The organism is Pseudomonas taetrolens (assembly GCF_900475285.1).
In the GTDB taxonomy this organism is placed as follows: Bacteria; Pseudomonadota; Gammaproteobacteria; order Pseudomonadales; family Pseudomonadaceae; genus Aquipseudomonas; species Aquipseudomonas taetrolens.
Window position 1 is genome coordinate 4,306,637 of record NZ_LS483370.1, and the last position, 22,918, is coordinate 4,329,554.

Here is a 22,918-nt window from a genome sequence, read left to right on the forward strand (position 1 = left end):
CACGATGAGATCACTGCGGGCTGGATCGAATTAATTTTTGGGAATAAACGATGAAGATTTCTCGCCAGGCTTACGCCGATATGTTCGGCCCCACTGTGGGTGACAAGGTGCGGCTGGCCGATACCGAACTGTGGATCGAAGTCGAACAGGACTTCACCACCTATGGTGAAGAAGTGAAATTTGGTGGCGGCAAGGTGATTCGCGATGGCATGGGCCAAAGCCAGTTGCTCGCCAGCGAAGTCGTCGACACGTTGATTACCAACGCACTGATCGTCGATCACTGGGGGATTGTCAAAGCGGATGTGGGGCTTAAAAACGGGCGGATTCATGCCATCGGCAAAGCCGGCAACCCGGATATCCAGCCCAACGTGACCATCGCCATCGGCGCCAGCACCGAGGTTATTGCCGGCGAAGGCATGATCCTGACCGCAGGCGGGATCGACACCCATATTCATTTCATCTGCCCGCAGCAGATCGAAGAAGCACTGATGAGCGGCGTAACCACCATGATTGGTGGTGGTACCGGCCCGGCAACAGGCACCAATGCCACCACCTGCACCTCCGGCCCGTGGCATATAGCGCGCATGCTGCAGGCCGCCGATGCGTTCCCGATGAACATGGGATTCACCGGTAAAGGCAACGCCAGCCTGCCTCAACCGCTGATCGAACAGGTCGAGGCCGGGGCCATCGGCCTCAAGCTGCATGAAGACTGGGGCACCACCCCGGCCTCCATCGACAACTGCCTGAGCGTTGCCGACCGGTATGACGTACAAGTGGCGATTCACAGCGACACCCTGAACGAGTCGGGTTTTGTCGAAACCACCCTAGCCGCCTTCAAAGGCCGCACCATCCACACCTATCACACCGAAGGTGCCGGTGGCGGGCATGCGCCGGACATCATCAAGGCCTGCGGCCTGGCCAACGTACTGCCGAGTTCGACCAACCCGACCCGGCCCTTTACCCGCAATACCATCGACGAACACCTCGACATGTTGATGGTCTGTCACCACCTTGACCCCAGCATTGCCGAAGACGTGGCCTTCGCTGAGAGCCGCATTCGCCGCGAAACCATTGCCGCCGAAGACATCCTGCACGATCTGGGCGCTTTTTCGATGATCAGCTCCGACAGCCAGGCAATGGGCCGCGTGGGTGAAGTCATTACCCGTACGTGGCAAACCGCCGACAAAATGAAGAAACAGCGTGGCCCGCTGCCCGAAGACAGCCCGGGCAACGACAACTTCCGCGCCAGGCGCTACATTGCCAAATACACCATCAACCCGGCCATTACCCACGGTGTAAGCCACGAAGTGGGCTCGATCGAGGTGGGTAAATGGGCCGATCTGGTGCTGTGGCGCCCGGCGTTTTTCGGGGTCAAGCCGACGCTGATTCTCAAGGGCGGGGCGATTGCCGCCAGCCTGATGGGGGACGCCAATGCGTCCATTCCGACCCCCCAGCCGGTTCACTATCGCCCCATGTTCGCCAGCTATGGCGGATCGCGCCACGCCACCTGCCTGACGTTCATCAGCCAGGCCGCCGCGGATGCCGGAGTGCCTGATACCCTCGGTTTGAAAAAGCAAATCGCGGTGGTCAAAGGCTGTCGTGACGTGCAAAAAACCGACCTGATCCACAACAGCTACTTGCCGGTGATCGACGTCGACCCGCAGACCTACCAGGTCAAGGCCGATGGCATTTTGCTGTGGTGCGAGCCGGCCGATGTACTGCCGATGGCGCAACGTTACTTCCTGTTTTGATAGCGCTCGCCGGACAGTGAGTGGTCGGGGAACTGAGACCAGTCCCCGCTCAGCGTTGCATCCGTCAATGTCGTCAGTAGCTGCTTGTGCTCGTCATCAATCTGACGGACACCGGCCGCATACTCGGCATCGGTCATGACCCGACCGAGGGGCAGTGCACTGAGGGGCTCGCCCAGTACTGCACCTGCCTGTTCAATCTGCCGACGCAACCCGACTTTCTGCACCTCGGACAACGCCACGCCTTCAACCCAGGCCTGTTGCGCGGTCTGCAGATCGGTCAACGCCTCCAGCTTGGCTTTTAGCCTGTCGAAATCCGAACGGTGGGCGCCTTCAAGGAATTCGACCCAGCGCGGCTGATCGAGCAATTGATTGCGCAGGCCCTCACCTTGCTCCAGCGCCAGCACTTGCTCATAGGCGCTCTCCAGCATCGCCGGTGTCACTTCGGGTTCAGCAAACATCATGCTGGGAGACTGCCACGGCAAATCCAGCCGCTGGGCCAGATGAGTGGTGTAGGTCAGGTAGATTTCCACTTCATCGATGTCTTGCAACAGCACACCATTGGCATCGTAGTGATCGACACGCCGGGGAGTATCGCCCGAGTTGTATTTGTACTCGGGGTGCTTGCGGCCCAAGGCTTCCAGCTCATGCACCCGTGCCCGGGCAATGCGCCCCAACTGATCGAGCCGGGCCTTGCCTTTGGCGAGGTCGAGTACTTCGAGCTTGACCAGCCACGCCTTCGGCGCCTGGTAAGCCTCGTACCACATCACCTCGACCCCCATCGCATTGAAGAGCTGTGCGCCGGCATCAATGCAGGTAAAAGGCGCCTGAGCCATCTCGAAGAGTTTGTCTCGAAGGTCCGGGCTTTCGTCCATGGCTGTCAGCATGCGCCAGACCTTGGCTTTCATGTCGGCATTGAAGCTCACGGAACCGGAGCGATACCTCATGTGTTCCGCCTGGTCGCTGAGGACCTCGAAAAACGGTTCCGAACCTGCCGCGAACTCAACACGGTTCCACAACGCTTGCCTGGAAGCAGCCTCTTCGGCGGACAGTCCTTCGACCCAGTGCCGGCTGTCGTTAGCCAGGCCCCGTGCTCTTTGGCGGGCAGGGTCGACCCCTACTGATTCGCGATACAGGTTTATTTTTTCGTTCACCTCATCCGAAACCCGTTGCGCGCTGATGCTGGTTCGCCCCAGCAAGCGAGCCTTGTCAGAACCCGGTGCCACATCGGGGATCCGGGTCAGTGGGTTATCTTCGAGCAACAGTAAAAAGTCGCGGGGTCGGGGATGAGCAAAAAGCCCGGTTGGCCAAGCGTCAAGCCCGCAATTGTTGAGCGAAATAGCCCTGAGCCGGGGCATGCGGCTCAAATCGGGCGACATCCCGAGTGGTGAATCATCCAGCCCCAGCATCACCATGCGGGTCATGCCCTTTAGCTGCTCGACGGACTCAGGGGTTAGCGTGATGTTGTTCACCATCAGATCAAGCACTTCCAGTTGCGGCATCCGTGTGATGGCCGCCGGAAAGCGAGTCAGTCGATTGGCACTGAGATCCAGCGATTGCAATTTCGGGAAACTGGAAAGAAAGCGGTCAATGGCATCCGTGGCCCCCGTTTGCGACAACTCGACCCGGGTGACATGAGAGAAATCTGCCGTCAACGGTGGCAGGCTTTCCAGCACGGGGCCCATGCCTTCGCCTTCGATTTGCAGCGTCTGGCCAATATACCGCCCGGCACGATCCAGATTCATCGGACCGGCCCGACGCCACACCTGCTTGAGCCGATCGCTGATGTAATGCCTGGCCCGCAATACCGGAATCTGGGTGTCCGTCGGACCGCCCCGCAAAGGCACACCATCGACAGGGGATGAAATCCATCGGTTGAGGGTCATGCCCAACTGGGTGAAATCATCTTCAAGTGCCTTGATCCTGGCCGATGCAGTGATCCCGAATGAGCTTAATGCATCAGATATCTCATCCGCGCTGGCGTAAGGATAAAGCCGCTCATACCGGGACCTGAGCATCTCTTGCGGACCGTAGGTACCGGTGGCCCGCCGGCCACTGAGCGGGTACCCCAGCCGGCCATCGGGTAACCGCTCGGGGGGCAGGAAAAACGGCCGGCTCTCGGCCCGGATGTTCAGTAGGGGCCGCAGGCGCTCCCGGGGTAACGCGTGTTGTTGAATGCTCCGTTGCAACGCCGACCCCTGACCCACGTGGGGTAACTTTACCAATGCCCTATACCGGTCCGGCAAAGCATGCTGCAGGCTGCGATACAGGTCATCAGCGCCATGCAACGCCTGACCCTGTGCATCCTGCGCCAGGTATTGACCATCCCCGATACGCACCAGCACCTTGCGATCCCCCGCATTCAGGGGGCCAAAACTGGCCCTCAGCTCACCACTAAAGTGATCGTTGCGCACTTCAATACGCAGATCGTCCTCCCAACCCGGCAAGGTTTCGAGGGAGTTCAGAGCCAGGGCTTCGGTGTCTACTGTGACCAGGCTGTCCATGTACAGCCCCCGATAAGCAGAAAACAGCTGCGCCTCACGCTGCAGAATACGGGCTGATTGCATCAGCCGTTCGGGGCCTTTGCCGCTGTCAAGCAGTTCAAGTTCGCTGGCGCTGGCATCCGTCGCCAGCCGGCGTGCAATCGATGTGGGCAGTTTCGGAAACACGCGCTTCAGCCACTCCATCGAGGTACGCAACGGGTCGTTGGCCGGCATGACGCCTTCAGAAAGGCTGTCAAACACACGCTGGATATTTTTTTCCATCAGCGCGCTCAGGTGCTCTTTGAACAGTTCAAGGCGTTCATCACGCTGAAAAGGCACACGCTCACCCAGCAGGTCTTCGAGTTGTTGCTGAGTCAGTGCGTCCACAACACGTCCCGGTAACTCGCCGTTCATCAGTTGTGCCCGGTTGATGTGGATAATGTCGTTGCCGGACGCTTGTGCATTGCCGAATCGAGCACCCGGTAGTGAAGGTGCCGGCAAGTCGAAAACCTCGATGGCCTTGCTCGCAGGCCAGCCCGCCAGCTCCGGGGTAAAGGCTGCGGAATAGCCGCACAGTTCACTGGAGAGACGCCCTGCCCTGACCTCGGCGACCACGGTTTTGGCTTTGGCATACGCCTTGAATTGCCAAATGCTGTCGGCCAGAAGTACGGGGGTCGGCTCGTTCTCGACATACATGCGACGCAAATCGTCTTCATGAACGCCGCTGACCTGCAGCACCTGCTCGAGTTCGCTGTCGCTCATCCCCACGACCGATGCACCCAGCCGGCGCATCAGGGTACGACGCGGCCACAACTTGGGCTGCTCCCCTTCATGCACCCACACGCCGTGGCCGTTGTGCCGGAACTCGGGCTCATAAGCCTCCACGCGGCGGGGATGCAACGCACGATATTGCCCGGAGGCCGGATCTTGCCTGAGTACGTAGTGCTTGCCTTCATGCACCAGCACTTCACGATTGTTGTGCGTGTGCAGACCGATCTCATTGGGCACTGATTGAGGCGCCAGGGTGATCGGGTGTTCATAGCTTTCAAGGTCCGGCTTCCATAACCGTTGCTCACCACCCGGCAATGCCACTCGCTTGAGCTGCTCGATCACTGGCGACACACCGCGCACCACCGCAGCGCCCGCCGCCAGCATCGCCAGGTTTTCCAGGACATCGCCGATGTGCCCCCAGGCCGCCTCCCGGTCGCCGTCGCTCCATTCGATACAGCCTTCAATGGTTTCGTACAGCAGTTGCCCGGCCATCACCGTCAACATCACATCACCCAGTGGCGGCACCGCCATTGCCACCAGGTTGACTGCAAACAAGCCGATATTCAGGTAGTGCGAAAGCCGTGCAGAGCGGTTGGCGGCATCGGTGTCCGCCGTGGACAGGGCCATGTGACGGGCATTGTTGAACAGAGTGCTGCGCATGTCATCGAACAACTTGCCCCATATTTCGACGTCGAACCACACCCGATCCTCGCTCATGGTACAAATTTCAAGGTTGATCCCGGGGTCGTCTGCCTGGACCCGCCGCGTGTGGTATTCGGGCTGGGGCAATAACAGCACCGGTCTTAGTGACAGGGCCCAGCCCAGCCACCAGGGGTGCTCCGGCGCATCCGTCACCAGCATGGTCAGGCGCCTGTAGTAATAGGGACGGTCCTTTTGTTGAATGAACCGGCTCAGAAACAACTGATAAGGCGTAAGGCCGACTTGCCTCAATGACGTGGAACGGGTCATCAGCTTGCGCAGCATTTCGTCGCGGAAATCGGAAAAGCTCGCGTAGCGCTTGAGCGGGTGCTCGGGATCGCCCGGGATCCAGACCACCATTGCCCCCGCGTAGTGACCCTCGACACTGAGTTCGAAGACCACACAGCCCTTGAGCGATAGCCCCATCACACAAGGATAGCGATACCAGAGTTGTTGCTCGCCCAGCTTGATCTGACGCTCACCGTCCACCACCCGCATCATCAGGGCATGAGTGGCGATGTCGATATCGCCCTTGAGCAAAGCTGTTTGCGCATCGACCTTGAGCAACGCTTGCCGGTGGCTGATGTAGCGGTGGCGCAGGACTTCCCGGGACAGCACACTTTCAGGGTCGAGCCAGGTGCCGAGTTCCTGCTGGTACTGGTGACCGATATCCAGCGTTCGGCACAACGAGGTGAACACATCGAGTGTGAGTGAGGTCTGGTACGGCTCGAAGCGCCCGAATTCGTCCGGTCGGGTAATGAATCCCGAATTCTCGCCAAAGTAGCCGGCCTCGGTTTCGGGTTGTTCGAAGTTGTGCAACGCTGCCTGAAGCAATGACATGCTTTTGACACTGAACCCGCCTGAACCGACACCAAACGCGTCGACCGTCGGTGCGTAGAGCCGGACAAAGACCTCGTTGACCGGGAGCCTGTACCCGGCACTTTCCAGCGCCTGCTCGAGCAAGGGTTGCGCAAAGGCGTTCAGCTCCGGGATTTTGCTCAGGTAACTGTCCAGCTTGTTCAGTGCCTGGCCGCAGGTCTGGTTCAGCGTCTTGAGCGTGTCTTTTTGTGCCGTTGATGCGCGTGCATACCAGTCGGGAATCTGCGGGCGGATTGCCGTCAGCGCGGCACGTCGCTCTGGCGCAGCCTCGACCATATACGGGGGGATGGCGCTCTGGATGAGGTCGTAGTGGCGTCCGTGTTCAATGGGGATTAAAGCGGGGTAAGTCGTAGCCTCGGGCATCGTTCAGTCCTTGATAAATGATGGGGTCATCAGCTTATCGAGGAGGCCTTGGGCTAAAGGGGTATATAGATAGTGCCTGGTCAGGCCAGTGCAATCATGCCGCATGCAGCGGGCTCACGAGGGTCGCCATGCGTTGATTCGGACGAATCAACGCATGGTCATCGCAAACTCGCGGGGGCCGGGGTCAAGCTATTCGACGAAGCGCCCCAACTGCTGTTTGAGCCGCTGATTTTCGGCCCGCAGTTGCTGCAACTCTTCGAGCAGTTCCAGTGCCAGGGCGACACCTTCCCACTCCATCTTCAAATCATCACGCAGCTTGGCTGCACGCCTTGCAATCATCAGCTCGTAATCTTCAAAACGCCACACGTCCGGCGTGCGGCCCTGAGGCTCGATAATTCCGTGTTCGACAATCTCTATCACGTAGGTGGCCGGGATATTGGCCTCCTCGCAGAACCTTTCCATGTCCAGCTGAACGATCAGGGTGCTGCTCATGATCAGTTACTCCATTGGGCTCTCGGGTCGAATGCCGCTTTTTCGGCGAGGTCTTGCCACAGGACTTTGGTAGCCTCGTCGGTGTGCTTGGGCATCACCACTTTCAATTGGGCGTACAAATCACCGCGCTGGCCTTGCTTGTCTGTCAGGCCATGGCCTTTGATCCGCAAACGCTGACCGCTCTGGCTGTCCGGACGAATGGTCAGGTTGATCTTGCTGGTCAGGGTCGGCACTGCCACTTTGGTGCCCAGCGCCGCTTCCCACGGCGCCAGCGGAACCGTGATGATCAGGTCGTGACCTTCAACATCGAACATCGGGTGCGGGGCAAAGCGAATGATCAGGTACAAATCACCATTCCCCCCGCCGCCCACGCCCGGACCGCCCTGGCCTTTGAGACGGATGCGCTCGCCGTCTTCCACACCGGCCGGGATCTTCACGTTCAGTGTCTTGTTGACACCTGCGATCTGGAAGCTGATCTGTTTCGACTCGCCGGACAGGGTTTCTTCAAGAAAAATCGGCAATTCCATTTCTACGTCCTGTCCACGACGACCCGCACTGCGACCTGACTGGCCACCAAAACCGCTGCTGCGCGAACCGAAGATCGAGCTGAAAAAGTCTGAAAAATCGCCCGAGTCTTCAAAGCCCGCACCGGCGTGACCCTGCCAGCCTGGTGGCCCCTGGAACGGCTGGCCATGCTGGCCGTACTTACGCAGTTCATCGTATTCCGCGCGTTTTTCGACACTTTTAAGGGCCTCATAGGCCTCGTTGACATCCTTGAACTTGCTCTCGGCGTCCTTTTCCTTGCTGACATCCGGGTGATACTTGCGCGCGAGCTTGCGATAGGCGGCCTTGATCGCCTTATCGTCGGCCGTGGGCTCGACACCCAGGATCTTGTAATAGTCTTTGAAGTCCATGTAAGGATCACCATCCGTTATCAATATCGCGCAGTTCTTGCTCACCCAGGATGCTCGGGGTGCCCGGTCTGTCGATTGATCGCTCTCAATCGTCTGACTGAACTGTGCTGCAAAAGTTTATCGGCAGCCTACAGGCTTTTCGCCAGCCAACTACCAAGCCAATGTCTGGAAGGTTGGGGGTGAAGGATAGTCTTTCAAGGGGATTAAAACCTGCGATTTAACGAATAGTCGCCCTTCGATTCTGCGGCGGTCTGGCATACACTGCGCGGCCGTTTTTTAACCGGAACACAAACGACATGAAAAGCGCCTCTCCAGCACGTGCCTGCGGTATCGACTTTGGCACGTCCAACTCCACTGTCGGCTGGCTACGCCCAGGCGTGGAAACGCTCATTGCACTGGAGGACGACAAAATCACCCTGCCCTCAGTGGTGTTCTTCAATATCGAAGAACGCCGTCCGGTGTATGGCCGTCTGGCGCTGCATGAGTATCTGGAAGGCTACGAAGGCCGGCTGATGCGCTCGCTGAAAAGCCTGCTGGGCTCCAAGCTGATCAAGCACGACACCAGCGTGCTCGGCACCGCAATGCCGTTCAAGGACCTGCTAGGCCTGTTTATCGGTCAGCTCAAACAGCGTGCCGAAGCTACCGCCGGTCGTGACTTTGAAGAAGTGGTTCTGGGTCGCCCGGTGTATTTCGTGGATGACGATCCCCTCGCCGACCAGGAAGCCGAAAACACCTTGATCGACGTGGCGCGCAAAATCGGCTTCAAGGAAGTGTCGTTCCAGTATGAACCGATCGCCGCGGCCTTCGATTATGAGTCGACCATCGAACGTGAAGAGCTGGTACTGATTGTCGACATCGGCGGTGGTACATCCGACTTCTCGCTGGTGCGCCTGTCCCCGGAGCGCCGTGGCATGGACCACCGCCAGGACGACATCCTGGCCACTGGCGGCGTGCACGTGGGCGGGACCGACTTCGACAAGCAGTTGAGCCTGCAAGGCGTCATGCCCCTGTTCGGTTACGGCAGCCGCATGAAAAGCGGTGCCTATATGCCCACCAGCCACCACATGAACCTGGCGACCTGGCACACCATCAACTCGGTGTACTCGCAAAAGTCCCAGCTGGCCCTGGGCAGCATGCGTTACGACATCGAAGACACCGGAGGCATCGACCGCCTGTTCAAGCTGATCGAGCAACGTGCCGGTCACTGGCTGGCCATGGAAATCGAAGAAACCAAAATCGAACTGACCCAAAGCGACAGCCGCCATGTACCGCTGGATCGGGTTGAAGCCGGTCTGAGCGTAGAGTTGAGCCGGGCACTGTTCGAAGCGTCGATCGACAACCAGCTGGAGCGCATCCGCAACAGCGTGACGAATTTGCTGGTCGGTGCCGGCGTAGGTGTCGAGCAGGTCGACACGGTGTTCTTCACCGGCGGTTCGAGCGGCATCCCGGCCTTGCGCCAGAGCGTCTCGGCCATGCTGCCCAACGCTCGCCACGTTGAAGGCAACATCTTTGGCAGCATCGGCAGCGGTCTGGCAATCGAAGCCAAAAAGCGTTACGGCTAACAGCGCTCTCGTAGCCGCTGCCGCAGGCTGCGATGGGTTGTGCAGTGACCCTGCCTTTAAAAGGCGACGGTCCTGCCGCCCCTATCGCAGCCTGCGGCAGCGGCTACGGGTTCAGACCAACCCCGCCTGCTTCAGCTCACTTTTCAAATACGCATAGTAAATCGGACCCGCCACCACCCCCGGGAGGCCGAAGGCTGCCTCGAATACCAGCATCGCCAACAGTAATTCCCACGATTTTGCGCTGATCTGCCCGCCGACGATTTTGGCGTTGAGGAAGTATTCCAGCTTGTGGATAACGATCAGGTAGCCCAATGCTCCCACTGCGACCCAGATCGACAGCGACAACCCGACAATGGTGATCAGGGTGTTGGAGATCAGGTTGCCGATCACCGGCAGCAGGCCCAGCAGGAATGTCAGCACGATCAAGGTTTTGGTCAGTGGCAGGTGCACGCCGAACATCGGCAGAATCAGCGCCAGGAACACCCCGGTAAATACGGTGTTCAACAACGCGATCTTGATCTGCGCAAACACAATATTGCGAAACGCCTGCACCAACAGGTGCAAGCGCTCGAACAGCGCCGCGGACAACGGCTTGCGTCGGCTCACATCCGGAATGCGTTGCAAGGCAATGATGGCGCCCAGCACCATGCCGATCAGCAAGGTCACAAACATGTGCGCTGCGTCTTTGCCCACCAGTTGCAAGTCGCTCAGGTGTTTGTTCATCCATGCGCCGATGGCCACGCGAAACTCGGCCGCACTGGCGGGTAGATACGCATCGATAAACGGCGGCAATTGCCCGCGCGCCCTGTCGACCACGACCATGAATTTGTTCAGTGAGGCGCCGGGATTTTCTGCTTCATGCAGTAAAAAGCTGATTGCACCGGCAAAGAGCAGCGCCAATACGCTGACCACTAGCGTGCCGAGCAGCGCCACGGCCAGCCAGCGCGCACGCCGCCCGGCAATCAGCCGCTGCAATTGCGGGGTGAGCATGTTGACCAGTTCGAAAACCAGTAAACCGGCCAGAAGGCTCGGCAACAAACGTAACGGAAAAACCAGTAACAGGCCGCCAGCAATGATGATGTAACTGGCCAGAATGATGTGACGTTGAGAAAACGATGGCATACAGCCTCAGACCAGGCAGCGCGAATGGACCGGCAGTCTGCCAGCCTTCGCCGGGGATCACTAGAATTTGTAACGGCATCTGGCCTGTAGCCGAAGCCTGCTGCCCGCGGCTACAGGCTCAGGGAGGTTATTTCTTCTTCAGGCACTCGCTCATGAATGCTTTGCGCTCATCGCCTTTGAGGGCCTGGGTGCCCGCGGTGGCGTTGCAGGTTTTCATTTTTTCTTGTTGCGTGGCCGGTTTGGCTTTGAGGCAGGTACTCATGAAGGCTTTGCGCTCATCACCCTTGAGGGTTTTGGCGCCGGCCTCGGCGTTGCAGGTGGTCATTTTGTTTTGTTGGGCAGTGGCCGCAAATCCTTGGGAACACAACAGCAAACCCATCATCAACAGAGGAACGCGCAGCATCTTCATGGAGTTTTCTCCTTATTGCCGCACCGAGTGGCAGCGGACTTATCGGCATTGTAGACAAACTCTGTTACACCTACAGCCCGTCCGCGCGTTTTAAAGATGCTGAACCTGACGTCGGTATTGCTCGGGTGTACACCCAGCCTGACGCTGAAACATCGCGATGAATGCCGATGACGAGCTGTATCCCATGTCGAAGCCGACATCCTGCACGCTGCGCCCGGACTCCAGAGCCTCTATCGCGACCAGAAAGCGCAGGCGCTGACGCCACTCGCCGAAGCTCATGCCCAGCTCACGCACAAACAAACGCGCCAGTGTTCGCTCGCTGACATGCACCTGATCAGCCCACTGCCCCAGCGGCCGGTTATCGCCTGGATGGTGTTGCAACGCCTCCAGCACCAGCAGCAGCCCGGGATGATGCGCATACGGTAGGTAGCACTGATGCTCGGGGGCCTGACGCAATTGATCGACGAGCACTTGCGCCAGACGAATATCCGCCTCGCTTTGGGGGATATTGATATCGCGCCGGGCGAAGTCACTGAGTATGGCCTTGAGGATGTCACTGATGGCCAAAGTGACCGGCCGGGTCGGCAGGTGCTGACAGTGCTGGGTGTCCAGATACACCGAGCGGTACACAATCGCCTGCGCGTTATAGGCACTGTGCACGGTATGGGGGGAACCCAGACCGCATATTGCGGGGGCGACATGAAGCGCTGGCCCTGGATCTCGAACCGCATGACCCCGTGGGCCACGTAGTCCAGCGAACCCCAGGCATGCACGTGTGGCGCGGCATGGCTGTCGGCCGCAATTTCGGCGTAACGGAAATAGACCGGGGCCGGTAAGCCATCGAATTCAGGAACGCTGATCAGGTTCTTGCGCATGCTGTCTGGATCTAAACAAAGATTGGCTGGATTGAAGTATAGGCCTGCAGACAGACAAGCGGATAATCCCCGCTCATTCATCGTGTGGTTGTGACTGATGCAATACGCTTTCCCGCTGCTGGCCATTTTTATCTGGGCCGGCAACAACGTGATCACCAAAATGGCCGTGGGGGCGATCTTCCCGTCCGAGATCGGCTTTTATCGCTGGCTGCTGGCCGGCCTGCTGTTAACGCCGTTCATGCTCAAGCCGATCATTGCCAACTGGTCAATCATCCGCCCCAACCTGGGCAAGATTTTCATCCTTGGCGTACTCGGCATGGCGGTTTATCAAAGCCTGGCCTACTACGCTGCCGCCCGTACCTCAGCCACTAACATGGGCATCATCCTGTCACTGATGCCGTTGATGGTGCTGGCCATGTCCATCATCAGCCTGGGCCAGCGCCTGACCGCCGGCGCCTTGTTCGGCGCCATGCTGTCGTTTGTCGGTGTGCTGGTAGTGGTTTCCAGTGGCAGCCTCGGCCTTTTGTTCGAGCAAGGCCTGAACCAGGGCGACGCGATGATGCTGATCGCCACCCTGGCCTATGCGATTTACAGCACGCTGCTGAAGAAATGGCAGCTGCGGCTCCCTCCCTTGCAGATGCTGTACCTGCAAGTGCTGGTAGCGATTGTGGTGCTGTTTCCGCTGTACCTGCTTTCACCCAAGATCGGCCCCTCGGTACACAACATCGGGCTGGTGCTGTATGCCTGCGTGCTGGCGTCGATGCTCGCCCCGCTGGCGTGGATGAAAGCCATTGCCCTGCTGGGGCCGAGCCGGACCACGCTGTTTTTCAATCTGTTGCCGCTACTCACCGCGCTGATTGCGACCGTGGTACTGAACGAGCAGCTGCACGCTTATCACCTGATCGGCGGCGCACTGACCCTGGCCGGGGTCATCCTTTCGGAGCGCTGGACCACACCGCTGGGCAAGCCCAAGACGGCGTAAACAGCCAGGCGCAGCGCCGGGCGAAATCCGATAAAACTTTCTCTGCGCTCAAGACTCACAACTAACGAACCGACCTTGCCAACAGAGCCAGGCGGCAACCGGATGAGTGAGGAGAATGAAATGACCCAGATGCATTTATCGGATAAACAGACCCTTCGCGAACGCGCTCGCAAGAACGTTGAAGACGGTGCCGTGACTGAAGGCTACAGCGCCGACCGCGAAGAAATCCTGCGTTTGCTCAATGAGTCACTGGCAACGGAATGGGTCTGTGTCTTGCGCTACAAGCGCCACCATTTCATGGCCACCGGCCTGAAAGCCAGCGTGGCGGCAGCGGAGTTTCTGGAGCATGCGACTCAGGAAATGGAACACGCTGACAAACTGGCCGAACGCATCGTGCAACTGGGAGGCGAGCCGGAATTCAACCCCGACCTGCTGTCCAAAAATGCCCATGCGCAATACGTGGCCGGCAATACGCTAAAAGAAATGGTCTATGAAGACCTGGTTGCCGAGCGCATTGCCATCGACAGCTACCGTGAAATGATCCAGTACATCGGCGACAAGGATCCGACTACCCGCCGGATTCTGGAAGACATCCTCGCCCAAGAGGAAGAACACGCCGACGACATGGCGGATATTCTGCAAGACCTGTAATCGCCCCGGCCATTAAAAAGCCCGCCCACATGAGAATGAGGGCGGGCTTTTTTGGGCCTGCGATCGTCAGGCCCGACCGCGCAAGTTCAGGCCCTTACTTCACGGTTTTCGGTACTTTACCCTGCTGCATTTGCTGCAGCAGCGGAGCGCACTCGTTGGGCTCCCCCCCGCTGGGGGCGATCAGAGCAAGCAAGCCGGCAGCCGGGCCGGCGATCACACCCAGCGCGACCATCCCTGCGCCACGCAACAGCAGCGGCACCGCTTGAACACCTGCCGACGGGTTGGCAAAGGTGCCACGCACGTACAATGGCGAGCGCAATGAAAACAGGCGCAGCCCCTTGGATTCAGGCGTGATTTGCAAGTCGAGCTGTTCGGTGGCGAGGTTAACCGTACCGTCGATATAGATAATCGCGTTTTCGGTATCAAACACGAACAGCCGGGGACTGGCCAACCCGTTTTTGATCCCGAAGTCTGCGGCCGCGCAGTTGATCTTCACTTCTTCATCGCCAAAGATCTTGCTCACCACGTAGTTGCCGACGTTCAGTCCGGCAATTTCCATCAGACTGCGGCTGATAGCCCCGTCATTGATGATCATCTTCAGGTCACCATTGGCGGTGGCCAGCAGCCTGGCTACCGAGTTACCGGTGCCCGTGAGGGCAGCATCGCCATTCAGCTCACCGAAGCTGGTCTTCATCGGCTCAAATGCCGGGAACAACTGCTTGAGTTTGAACTTGCGCGCCGTCAGCTTGGCCCGCCCCGTTAATGGCGTACCCCGACCGTTCAGGCGAATTTGCGCATCCAGCTTGCCACCTGCCACCCCGAAACGCAGCGGCTCAAGGCTGAGCACACCATCCTCGAGCACCAAGTGCGTGTAGAGGTCGGTGAAAGGAAGATCTGCGCTGTGCACAATGCGTTTGCCGGTGAATTCGACATCGGCATCCATTTCGCGCCAACGCTCGGTGCGGAACTCTTCGACCGGCAACACTTTACCCGCCGGTTGTTTACTTGCACCACCCCGGGCCTTTTGCTCGGTGTTGGAGTCTGCTCCGATCAAGGGCCCCAGGTCAGTCATCAGCAACTGATTGGACACCAGCGCCCCGCTCAACTTGGGACGCGGCTGAGTGGCGACATAGTTGAGGCTGCCATGAATGTCGCTGTCGCCAATCTTGCCGTTGAAGTTTTCATAGGTGAACGCCGCACCGCCGGGCTCATGCAGCTTGGCAATCAAGTGACCATCGGTGGCATAAGGCGGCGAATCCGGCAGTGTCACGCCGGTCAACGGATACAGATTGCTCAGGCTGTTGCCGGACAATTTCAGGCGCAGATCCAGCGCCCCCAGGTTGAGCGGATCGGTCAAGGTCCCGGCCAGCGCGACCCGGGTGTCGGCAATGCTCACCTCGGCCTGCAACGGGAACGGTTTGTCCGCGTCTTGCAAGGCCAGCAGGCCGCCAATTTTGCCGGTGCCATTGAGTTTCTGGCCGTGGTACTGGCCCTTCACCTTCAAGGCGAACGCATAGTCCTGCGCCCGGGCGCCTTTTTCCTGAGCCTTTTTTGCTGCAGCCTCACCGACGATTTCATTGAAGGGGATAGGTTTGCCCAGCGGGTCTATCAACACATCCAGCCGGGTTTTAAGCGTTTGGTCATTTAACGTCACGTGCCCCTTGTCGAAACCAATCGCACCTATATCCACCTTCCAGCTGGAGGGTTGTGCATCCGGGTCTTTGGGGTCAAAGGTGAACGTCCAGTTGGCGCGACCATCCGCCAGACGCTCCAGACTGGCGCTGGGCCGAGTCAGGTCAATACGCGGAATGGCCACGGTTTCGGTCAGCAGGGCCAGCGGCGACAAGCGCAGTTCGACCTTTTCCAGGCTGGCCATCTGCGGTGCTTTCGACCACTCGGGATTGCCCAGGCTCAAGTCTTCAGCAATGACGTGCGGCCACGGCACCCATGCCCGCCAGCCACCCTCGTCCTCCTCTCGTTGCCAGCGCACGGCCAGGTTGCCGTTGATGGCAAACGGACGATGGAGTATCTCGGAGACTTTGCTGTTGATGGTCGGCTTGATGCGGTTCCAGTCGAAGGTAGCGAGGAGCACTACCAGCACCGCCACCAGCAGCACCAAAATACCGCCAATCCAGGCAAGGGTTTTACGGGTGCGCGTCATCTTACGGCTCCTTCATGACTGCTGAACGTCCTATTAGCGACGCTGATAAAAGTACGACTGACAAACACGACTCAAGGTTTAACCCAGGTGCCGCACTCGCAGAAAAAAACCAACCTGCGGGGTTCCCGGCATCGGTCGTGAAGCCCGCTGACAGGCCTGTCACTGTCGCCAAGACCTCCACCAAAGCCTCGGGCTAGAGAGCTTAAGCCTGCACAATCAATTCTGTTGATTATTACCATTGTCCTGATGAACTTTGATATCGGATTTCCAAGCGTAGCATTGCCTCCACACCCACTGTTTGCACTGCTACGGAGCACCGACACCATGAAACGCCCCTTATTGCTTGGCCTGACCCTTTCGCTGTTTGCGATTAACGCCTTCGCCCAGCCTGCTGACGAAGAACCGACCCCGATGGCACAACCGGCCTCAAGCACCCTGACCCAGCCTCTCAACCCGGTGGCCGAAGATGGCGCACAACGCACGCTGGATCAACAAAACCGTGTCGCTGAAGACGGCGCACAACGCACGCTGGATCAACAAAACCGTGTCGCTGAAGACGGCGCACAACGCACGCTGGATCAACAAAACCGTGTCGCTGAAGACGGCGCACAACGCACGCTGAATCAACAAAACCGCGTCGCTGAAGACGGCGCACAACGCACACTGGATCAACAAAATCGCGTCGCTGAAGACGGCTATGATCGCACCCAGAAGCAGTTGAACCGTGTGGCCGAAGGTGGCGCGGAACGCCTGGCAGAAAGGAATCAACGTGCAAGCTGACATTCTCCTGGTAACCGCTGCCGTCAGGTTGCGATAAGAGCAGCAGGCTCCTCAAAACATCAGGACTGCTACACCTCCCATCGCAGCTATCGGCATCGGTTCACCAGGATTGCCAACCACACCGTTCGACGTCATCAAAGCTGATTTGCTAGAGTGCGCTGCTGCACTAGTCAGGAAGACCAGCCCGATGCTGCCCCGCGCCGAACAGAAACAACAAACCCGCCTTGCGCTGATGGATGCTGCCCGCCACTTGATGGAATCGGGTCGCGGCTTTGGCAGCTTGAGCCTGCGTGAAGTCGCAAAAACGGCAGGCATCGTGCCTACCGGGTTTTATCGTCACTTCAGCGACATGGACCAACTGGGCCTGGCGCTGGTCAGTGAAGTCGGCCAGACATTCCGCGAGACCATTCGCCTGGTCCGTCACAACGAACTGTTTATGGGTGGCGTGATCGACGCCTCGGTACAAATCTTTCTCGACGTCGTCCAGGCCAACCGATCGCAATTCCTGTTTCTTGCACGCGAGCAATACGGCGGTTCACAACCTGTTCGCCAGGCCATTGGCGCACTGCGCGAAGACATTACTTCGGATCTGGCGGCAGACCTCGGGTCAAAGCCCAAGTTGCGCCACTTGAACCACGCGGCCCTCACCGTAATTGCCGATCTGGTGGTGAAAAGCGTATTCGCCGCCTTGCCCGACGTCATTGACCCGCCTGCCGAAGCCTTACCCGAGTACCTGCAAGCCCAGGCCAAAATCAGTCAGCAACTGCGCTTTATCTTTATCGGGCTCAAGCACTGGAAAGGCCTGGGCAGCACCGAATAGGTCAGGACGCACTGCGATGGTGCGCTCAATCTCGCACTACGCACTGTTTTCGCCCCCTCTGCTCTGTCCAGATCGCATGTCGCCCTCGCATTTACGGTGTTCCCCAAGGTTGGCAAGCCCCTTGCTCTGACCTTGGCATTGTTCATTGCAGGAAGCCTTCCGATGCTGGTGATTCACCGCAGAGTCGAAGCCCACCCCGTGTGGAGCGCCGAGTTACACCTCAACTTTGAAGCCCGGAGCAAAAGCCGTCTGCGCTGCTTTAGCCGTGATGGCGAAGATGTGGGCTTGTTTCTTGATCGCGGACAAGCACCCTTGCATGACGGCGAATACCTTCAGGCCCAGGACGGGCGCATCGTGCGCGTTTGTGCCAGCCCCGAAAAGCTGCTGCATGTCACCTGCAGCAATGCCTTTGAGTTGACCCGTGCTGCTTATCATCTGGGCAACCGCCATGTCGCCCTGCAGGTTGGGGACGGTTGGCTGCGGTTGCTCGATGACTACGTGCTCAAGGCCATGCTTGAGCAGTTGGGGGCTCACGCCGAAACCATTGAGGCGCCGTTTCAACCTGAACACGGCGCCTACGGTGGCGGCCATCATCATTCACGTGCAGGTGAAGAAGCCTTCAACTATGCACCACGTCTGCATCAATTCGGCGTGCGCGCGTGAACCCGGCCTGGGCGCTGTTGCGCCTGGCCAGTCCGCAATTGCCCATCGGTGGCTACAGCTATTCCCAAGGCCTGGAGATGGCGGTCGAACAAGGTTTGGTCAGCGACCCGCCGAGTGCCTCGCGCTGGATCAGCGATCAGTTGCTGCTCAACCTGGCGCGGTTTGAGGCACCGTTGCTGCTGGCCCATTGTCGGGCGGCAGCAGAGCAGGACTGGCACACCTTGCAGCAGTTTTGCGACGAACATCGCGCCAGCCGTGAAACCCGCGAGTTGCATCAGGAAAGCCGGCAAATGGGCTATTCCCTGCAACAGCTGTTGAAGGGTTTGCCCGAACTGGATGAGCCTGGTCGTGAGTTTCTCGCCCGGCAAACCGAGCCGCATCTGGCACTCGGCTGGGCATTGGCTGCCCGCGCCTGGGGCATCAGCCCACAGGATGCGCTGGCCGCCTGGCTCTGGAGCTGGCTGGAAAACCAATTGGCGGTGCTGATGAAGACCCTGCCGCTGGGCCAGCAAGCGGCCCAACGCATGACCAGTGAGTTATCCCCCGCGTTGCAACAGGCACAGCAACACGCCAGCAACCTCGACTTATCCCGCTTGGGCAGCGCCGCGTTCGGCCTGTCATTGGCGAGCATGGCCCACGAGCGCCAGTACAGCCGTCTGTTTCGTTCCTAGGAGAATTTGATGAACACACAACCGTTGCGTGTCGGCATTGGTGGCCCTGTGGGCTCCGGCAAAACCGCATTGACCCTGGCGCTGTGCCTGGCCCTGCGCGATCGCTACAACCTGGCCGTGGTCACCAACGATATTTATACCCGCGAAGATGCCGACTTTCTGGTGCGCAACGAAGCGCTGGCCCCGGAGCGGATCATCGGTGTTGAAACCGGTGGCTGCCCGCACACGGCCATCCGCGAAGACGCGTCGATCAACCTGGAAGCCGTCGATCAACTGAACCGCCGCTTCCCCGGGCTCGACCTGATTCTGGTGGAGTCGGGCGGGGACAACTTGTCGGCCACCTTCAGCCCCGAACTCTCCGACCTGACGATCTATGTGATCGATGTATCGGCGGGCGACAAGCTGCCCCGCAAAGGTGGCCCGGGGATCTGCAAATCGGATTTGCTGGTAATCAACAAAATCGACCTCGCCCCGCTGGTGGGCGCCTCCCTGGAACTGATGGACAGCGACACCCAACGCATGCGCACCGGTAAACCCTTTGTGTTCAGCAACCAGAAAACCGGCCAGGGGCTCGATGCCATCGTGGCGTTTATCGAGCGTCAAGGATTACTGACCTGACTCGATGTCCGTAAGCCTTTAGGCTTGCTTTTGTGGCTGTTTGACAACAATGAACCGCCTTAACGGCGAGGCCCGTGGTGCATTCAACGGATAGGTACGCGGGGCTTTACGACGGCTGCGCCGCCGGACGCGGCCTCGCTTCGCTCGACCGCTGCTACAGGCGGTCTCTGTAGCAGCTGCCGCAGGCTGCGATAAGGGCCGAAGGGCCTTCAACTGCGCAACCCATCGCAGCCTGCGGCAGCGGCTACAGGGACGTGCAAAGCCTTGAGGTGTATCATGTCGCGCAAACAGCCGTGACGACGCCCACCCATGCCTGATGTAGCCAGCTCCGCCTTCCCGCTTGAACTGACTGCCGTATTTACGGCCGTCGAGCAGCATTTTCGCCAGGTGATTGTGCCCCTGTGGCAAGGTCCCGGCTGGAATGCCGATATGGCGTTGCCTTATGAGGCCCTCAGCCCGGATCATCAGCCGTTGCCGCCCCAGCGTTATCGCGCCATGGCCTGCGCACGTCAGCTGTATGTCTTCGCCAGCCTGATCGGCGACAAGGATTTCCCTGATGCAGCAGCGCGCGCCGGCGCCCTGTTCCGCTCGTTGCAGCAGCACTTTCATGACGCTGAGCACGGTGGCTGGTTCTACAGCATCGACCCTCACGGCGCGCCTCTGGATCAACGCAAAGACCTCTACACCCATGCCTTCATCATCTTTGCCAGCGCCCATTACTGGGCCAAAGTGCGCGACCCCTTGGTCGAGTCGGTGCTCAATGCGGCCCTGAGCGTGGTGGCCGAGCGTTTCAGTGATAGCAACGGCCTGTACGAAGCCAGCCTGAATCAAGACTGGTCGTCACTGGGCAGCGGTCCGCTGCAAAACCCATTGATGCATTTGGCCGAAGCGTTTCTGGCGACCCTTTCCGTACGCGACGACGCGCCCGTGCAGGCCGCTCTGCTCACGCTGACCGAACGCATGCAGCAGCGTTTTATCGAGCCTGTGCATAACGTCATGCTCGAAAAGCCACGCGGAGCTGTGGATAACTGGTTTGAGCCGGGCCATCAGTTCGAATGGTTCTTTTTGTTGCACGCATCGCCACTGCTGCGCGGAACCCCGTTGCACGCATCGCTGGAGCGCGCCTTCAGTTTCGCCGAACAGGTCGGGGTGGATGCAAAGACCGGCGCGGTGTGCGGCATGCTCGACAGCGCTGGCTGCCTGCGCGATGGCACCCAGCGTATCTGGGCCCAGGCCGAATACCTGCGGGCACTGACCTTACGCCCTGAAAGCCAGCCACGCCTGCAACGCCAATTGCTGGCGCTGCAACAGCACTTTCTTCATGCCGGTGGCTGGTATGAATGCCTGGATGCACAAGGCAACGTCAGCCGCGCAGACATGCCCTCAACCACGCCATATCACCTGGCGACGTGTTACAGCGGCCTGACGCACTTCCTGAACTGACTGCAAACATGGCAGGCGCAGCCTTGCGCCTGCCATGACTCATCAGGAAATCCATTTACGATCACCGGTAAAGCTGATGGTCAGCCAGCGAGCACTGTCAGGGGCACCGAGCATGCTCGACAGTTCTTCGCGAATAGCATCCAGGGTCTTCACGCTGGTCAGTGGATAACCTGCCGGCAGCACAATGTGGATCTCGATGAAGCGCGCCCGTCCGTGCTTTTGCACATAGGTCTTGTAGCCTTCAAATCCATGGCGTGCCGACAGCTCTTCAAGCACCTCCCGCACCTTGTCATCGAGCTTGTCCGGAGCAATACCCAGCACGTCGCGCAAGGCAGGCTTGAGGATTTTGAACGCGGGAGGAAGCATGCTCAGTGCCAGCAGGATCAAAATCGCCGGGTCTACATACGCGGCCCACTGCACATGCCCTTGCTGCTTCAAGACCAGCGCAATGACGAAACTGATCAACAAGCCCACTGAGAGCATGGCGTCTACCAGCCAGCTGATGTTGTCGAACTGGATCAAGGTCGATTTGAGCTTGCGGTTTTTTCGGCGTACCCAGAAGTAGTACGCAAATTCGATCACGGTAAACACCGCCGCATAGACGATGACCAGCCCCAGTTCAATGTCACGCCCGCCGTTGATGATACCGAACACACCATTGAGAAAGGCGTAGATTGCAATCAGGAACAGAAAGCTGCCTTCGATCAGCAGCACCATGGGCTCAAGGTGCCAGAAGCCGAACTGGAAACGCTGGTTGCTTTCCTTGGCGATCAACGTCGCGGTAATCAGCATCAATACTTTGATGAAGGTCGCGATCAAAGAGAAAAATCCATCGAACATGATGGATTGGGAACCCGATATAAAACCCGTCACGATCCCCGCAATTGCCACTGCGAACATCAGGACGGTCGATTGTTTGAGCAATTTCTGCTCACCACGGTTACTCACAAAAACTCCTTTTCAGCCCGGTTGAATACGACCCCTCTCAGGGGTCGCAGGTGGGCTGCCAGGCGTGAGTTTACTCTTTGGCGTGGCGTTCGATGGCAAAACCGCTCCAGGACTGCGTGACAGGCATCAGCTCAAGGCGGTTGATATTGATGTGGGCCGGGGTATTGAGCACCCAGAAAACAGTTTCGGCGATGTCTTCTGGCTGGATCGGTTCAGCCCCTTGATAGGTCGCGTCGTACCGCGCCTGGTCGCCGCCGAAGCGCACCAGCGAGAACTCGCTCTCGCACAGGCCCGGCTCAATGTTACTGACCCGCACACCCGTGCCTTGCAAGTCGCAACGCAGGTTGAGCGAGAACTGCTTAACGAACGCCTTGGTGCCACCATACACATGGCTACCCGGGTACGGGTAGCTGCCAGCGATAGATCCCAGGTTGATGATGCCGGCGCCGCGACCATAGGCGATCAGTCGTGGCAACAGCAGGCGGGTGCTGTAGAGCAGGCCCTTGATATTGGTATCGACCATGGTGTCCCAATCGTCAAGATTGCACTGCCCGGCCGGATCGGTGCCCACCGCCAGCCCTGCGTTGTTGATCAACCCGCGTAATTTACTGAACGAAGGCGGAAGATTGGCAATCGCTGCTTCCATCCCCGCACGATCGCGAACGTCCAGCACCAGCCCGTGTACCTCGGTCTGCTTGGACAACTCCTCACACAGCGCTTTCAAGCGCTCTTCGCGGCGGCCCGTCAGCACCAGTTTCCAGCCGGCTTGAGCAAACTTGCGTGCACACGCTTCACCGAATCCGGATGTCGCGCCCGTAATAAACAGGGTGGAAGTCATCATGTTCTCCTTGGCTGGCGGGCATC

General features: G+C 58.9%; 18 protein-coding genes and 1 pseudogene. 10 read left to right on the forward strand and 9 right to left on the reverse strand.

Going from position 1 to position 22,918, the window contains the following annotated elements; translation table 11 throughout:
• The first annotated feature begins 50 nt into the window (after nt 1-50).
• Entirely contained in the window at nt 51-1,751 is a 1,701-nt protein-coding gene (ureC, locus tag DQN55_RS19880; protein WP_048382709.1) for an urease subunit alpha, read from the forward strand.
• Here ureC and DQN55_RS19885 read toward each other — a convergent pair.
• The 3 genes from DQN55_RS19885 to cbpA all read right to left on the reverse strand — a co-directional run bounded on the left by DQN55_RS19885 (nt 1,736) and on the right by cbpA (nt 8,349).
• Nucleotides 1,736-6,943, reverse strand: a complete 5,208-nt coding sequence (locus DQN55_RS19885; RefSeq protein ID WP_053070939.1) for an NEL-type E3 ubiquitin ligase domain-containing protein — start codon at nt 6,941-6,943, stop codon at nt 1,736-1,738. The genes ureC and DQN55_RS19885 overlap by 16 nt on opposite strands.
• Before the next feature lie 189 nt (nt 6,944-7,132).
• On the reverse strand, nt 7,133-7,435 hold the full coding sequence (locus DQN55_RS19890) for a chaperone modulator CbpM (RefSeq protein ID WP_048382710.1): 303 nt from the start codon (nt 7,433-7,435) through the stop codon (nt 7,133-7,135).
• Nucleotides 7,436-7,437: 2 nt separating this feature from the next.
• A complete protein-coding gene (cbpA, locus tag DQN55_RS19895) occupies nt 7,438-8,349 on the reverse strand; it encodes a curved DNA-binding protein (protein ID WP_048382711.1) in 912 nt (303 codons plus the stop codon).
• A 296-nt stretch (nt 8,350-8,645) separates the two neighbouring features.
• Here cbpA and DQN55_RS19900 point away from each other — a divergent pair, with 296 nt between their 5' ends.
• Nucleotides 8,646-9,911: an Hsp70 family protein gene (locus tag DQN55_RS19900; RefSeq protein ID WP_048382712.1), complete on the forward strand. Its 1,266-nt coding sequence runs from the start codon at nt 8,646-8,648 to the stop codon at nt 9,909-9,911.
• 111 nt (nt 9,912-10,022) lie between these two features.
• Here the strand turns inward: DQN55_RS19900 and DQN55_RS19905 are convergent, their stop codons facing one another.
• The 3 genes and pseudogenes from DQN55_RS19905 to DQN55_RS19915 form a co-directional block, all read right to left on the reverse strand.
• Nucleotides 10,023-11,033 (reverse strand): AI-2E family transporter, encoded by a 1,011-nt coding sequence (locus DQN55_RS19905; RefSeq protein ID WP_048382713.1) that lies wholly within the window; start codon nt 11,031-11,033, stop codon nt 10,023-10,025.
• A 127-nt stretch (nt 11,034-11,160) separates the two neighbouring features.
• On the reverse strand, nt 11,161-11,442 hold the full coding sequence (locus DQN55_RS19910) for a PsiF family protein (protein WP_048382714.1): 282 nt from the start codon (nt 11,440-11,442) through the stop codon (nt 11,161-11,163).
• A gap of 90 nt (nt 11,443-11,532) precedes the next feature.
• Nucleotides 11,533-12,317 (reverse strand): annotated as a pseudogene (locus DQN55_RS19915) (AraC family transcriptional regulator).
• A gap of 97 nt (nt 12,318-12,414) precedes the next feature.
• Here DQN55_RS19915 and DQN55_RS19920 point away from each other — a divergent pair.
• Nucleotides 12,415-13,299, forward strand: a complete 885-nt coding sequence (locus DQN55_RS19920; protein ID WP_048382716.1) for a DMT family transporter — start codon at nt 12,415-12,417, stop codon at nt 13,297-13,299.
• A gap of 120 nt (nt 13,300-13,419) precedes the next feature.
• Nucleotides 13,420-13,950 (forward strand): ferritin-like domain-containing protein, encoded by a 531-nt coding sequence (locus tag DQN55_RS19925; protein ID WP_048382904.1) that lies wholly within the window; start codon nt 13,420-13,422, stop codon nt 13,948-13,950.
• 94 nt (nt 13,951-14,044) lie between these two features.
• Here the strand turns inward: DQN55_RS19925 and DQN55_RS19930 are convergent, their stop codons facing one another.
• Nucleotides 14,045-16,111 carry an AsmA family protein gene (locus tag DQN55_RS19930; RefSeq protein WP_048382718.1) on the reverse strand — a complete coding sequence of 689 codons (2,067 nt, stop codon included), beginning with the start codon at nt 16,109-16,111 and terminating at the stop codon, nt 14,045-14,047.
• Nucleotides 16,112-16,435: 324 nt separating this feature from the next.
• On the opposite strand from DQN55_RS19930, the gene DQN55_RS19935 reads away from it, so the two are divergent.
• The 6 genes from DQN55_RS19935 to DQN55_RS19960 all read left to right on the forward strand — a co-directional run bounded on the left by DQN55_RS19935 (nt 16,436) and on the right by DQN55_RS19960 (nt 21,106).
• Nucleotides 16,436-16,891: a hypothetical protein gene (locus DQN55_RS19935; protein WP_048382719.1), complete on the forward strand. Its 456-nt coding sequence runs from the start codon at nt 16,436-16,438 to the stop codon at nt 16,889-16,891.
• 187 nt (nt 16,892-17,078) lie between these two features.
• Nucleotides 17,079-17,711 carry a TetR family transcriptional regulator gene (locus DQN55_RS19940; RefSeq protein WP_048382720.1) on the forward strand — a complete coding sequence of 211 codons (633 nt, stop codon included), beginning with the start codon at nt 17,079-17,081 and terminating at the stop codon, nt 17,709-17,711.
• A gap of 162 nt (nt 17,712-17,873) precedes the next feature.
• Nucleotides 17,874-18,374 carry an urease accessory protein UreE gene (gene ureE / locus DQN55_RS19945; RefSeq protein WP_048382721.1) on the forward strand — a complete coding sequence of 167 codons (501 nt, stop codon included), beginning with the start codon at nt 17,874-17,876 and terminating at the stop codon, nt 18,372-18,374.
• Nucleotides 18,371-19,045, forward strand: a complete 675-nt coding sequence (locus tag DQN55_RS19950; RefSeq protein WP_048382722.1) for an urease accessory protein UreF — start codon at nt 18,371-18,373, stop codon at nt 19,043-19,045. The genes ureE and DQN55_RS19950 overlap by 4 nt, the downstream gene beginning before the upstream one ends.
• A gap of 9 nt (nt 19,046-19,054) precedes the next feature.
• Nucleotides 19,055-19,663, forward strand: a complete 609-nt coding sequence (gene ureG / locus DQN55_RS19955) for an urease accessory protein UreG (protein ID WP_048382723.1) — start codon at nt 19,055-19,057, stop codon at nt 19,661-19,663.
• A 309-nt stretch (nt 19,664-19,972) separates the two neighbouring features.
• A complete protein-coding gene (locus DQN55_RS19960) occupies nt 19,973-21,106 on the forward strand; it encodes an AGE family epimerase/isomerase (RefSeq protein WP_048382724.1) in 1,134 nt (377 codons plus the stop codon).
• Between the two features lie 42 nt (nt 21,107-21,148).
• Here DQN55_RS19960 and DQN55_RS19965 read toward each other — a convergent pair whose 3' ends face one another.
• Nucleotides 21,149-22,054, reverse strand: coding sequence for a cation diffusion facilitator family transporter (locus DQN55_RS19965; RefSeq protein WP_048382725.1), 906 nt, complete (start codon nt 22,052-22,054; stop codon nt 21,149-21,151).
• Between the two features lie 70 nt (nt 22,055-22,124).
• Complete coding sequence (locus tag DQN55_RS19970) at nt 22,125-22,892, reverse strand: SDR family oxidoreductase (protein ID WP_074703050.1); 768 nt, start codon at nt 22,890-22,892, stop codon at nt 22,125-22,127.
• Nucleotides 22,893-22,918: the final 26 nt, after the last annotated feature.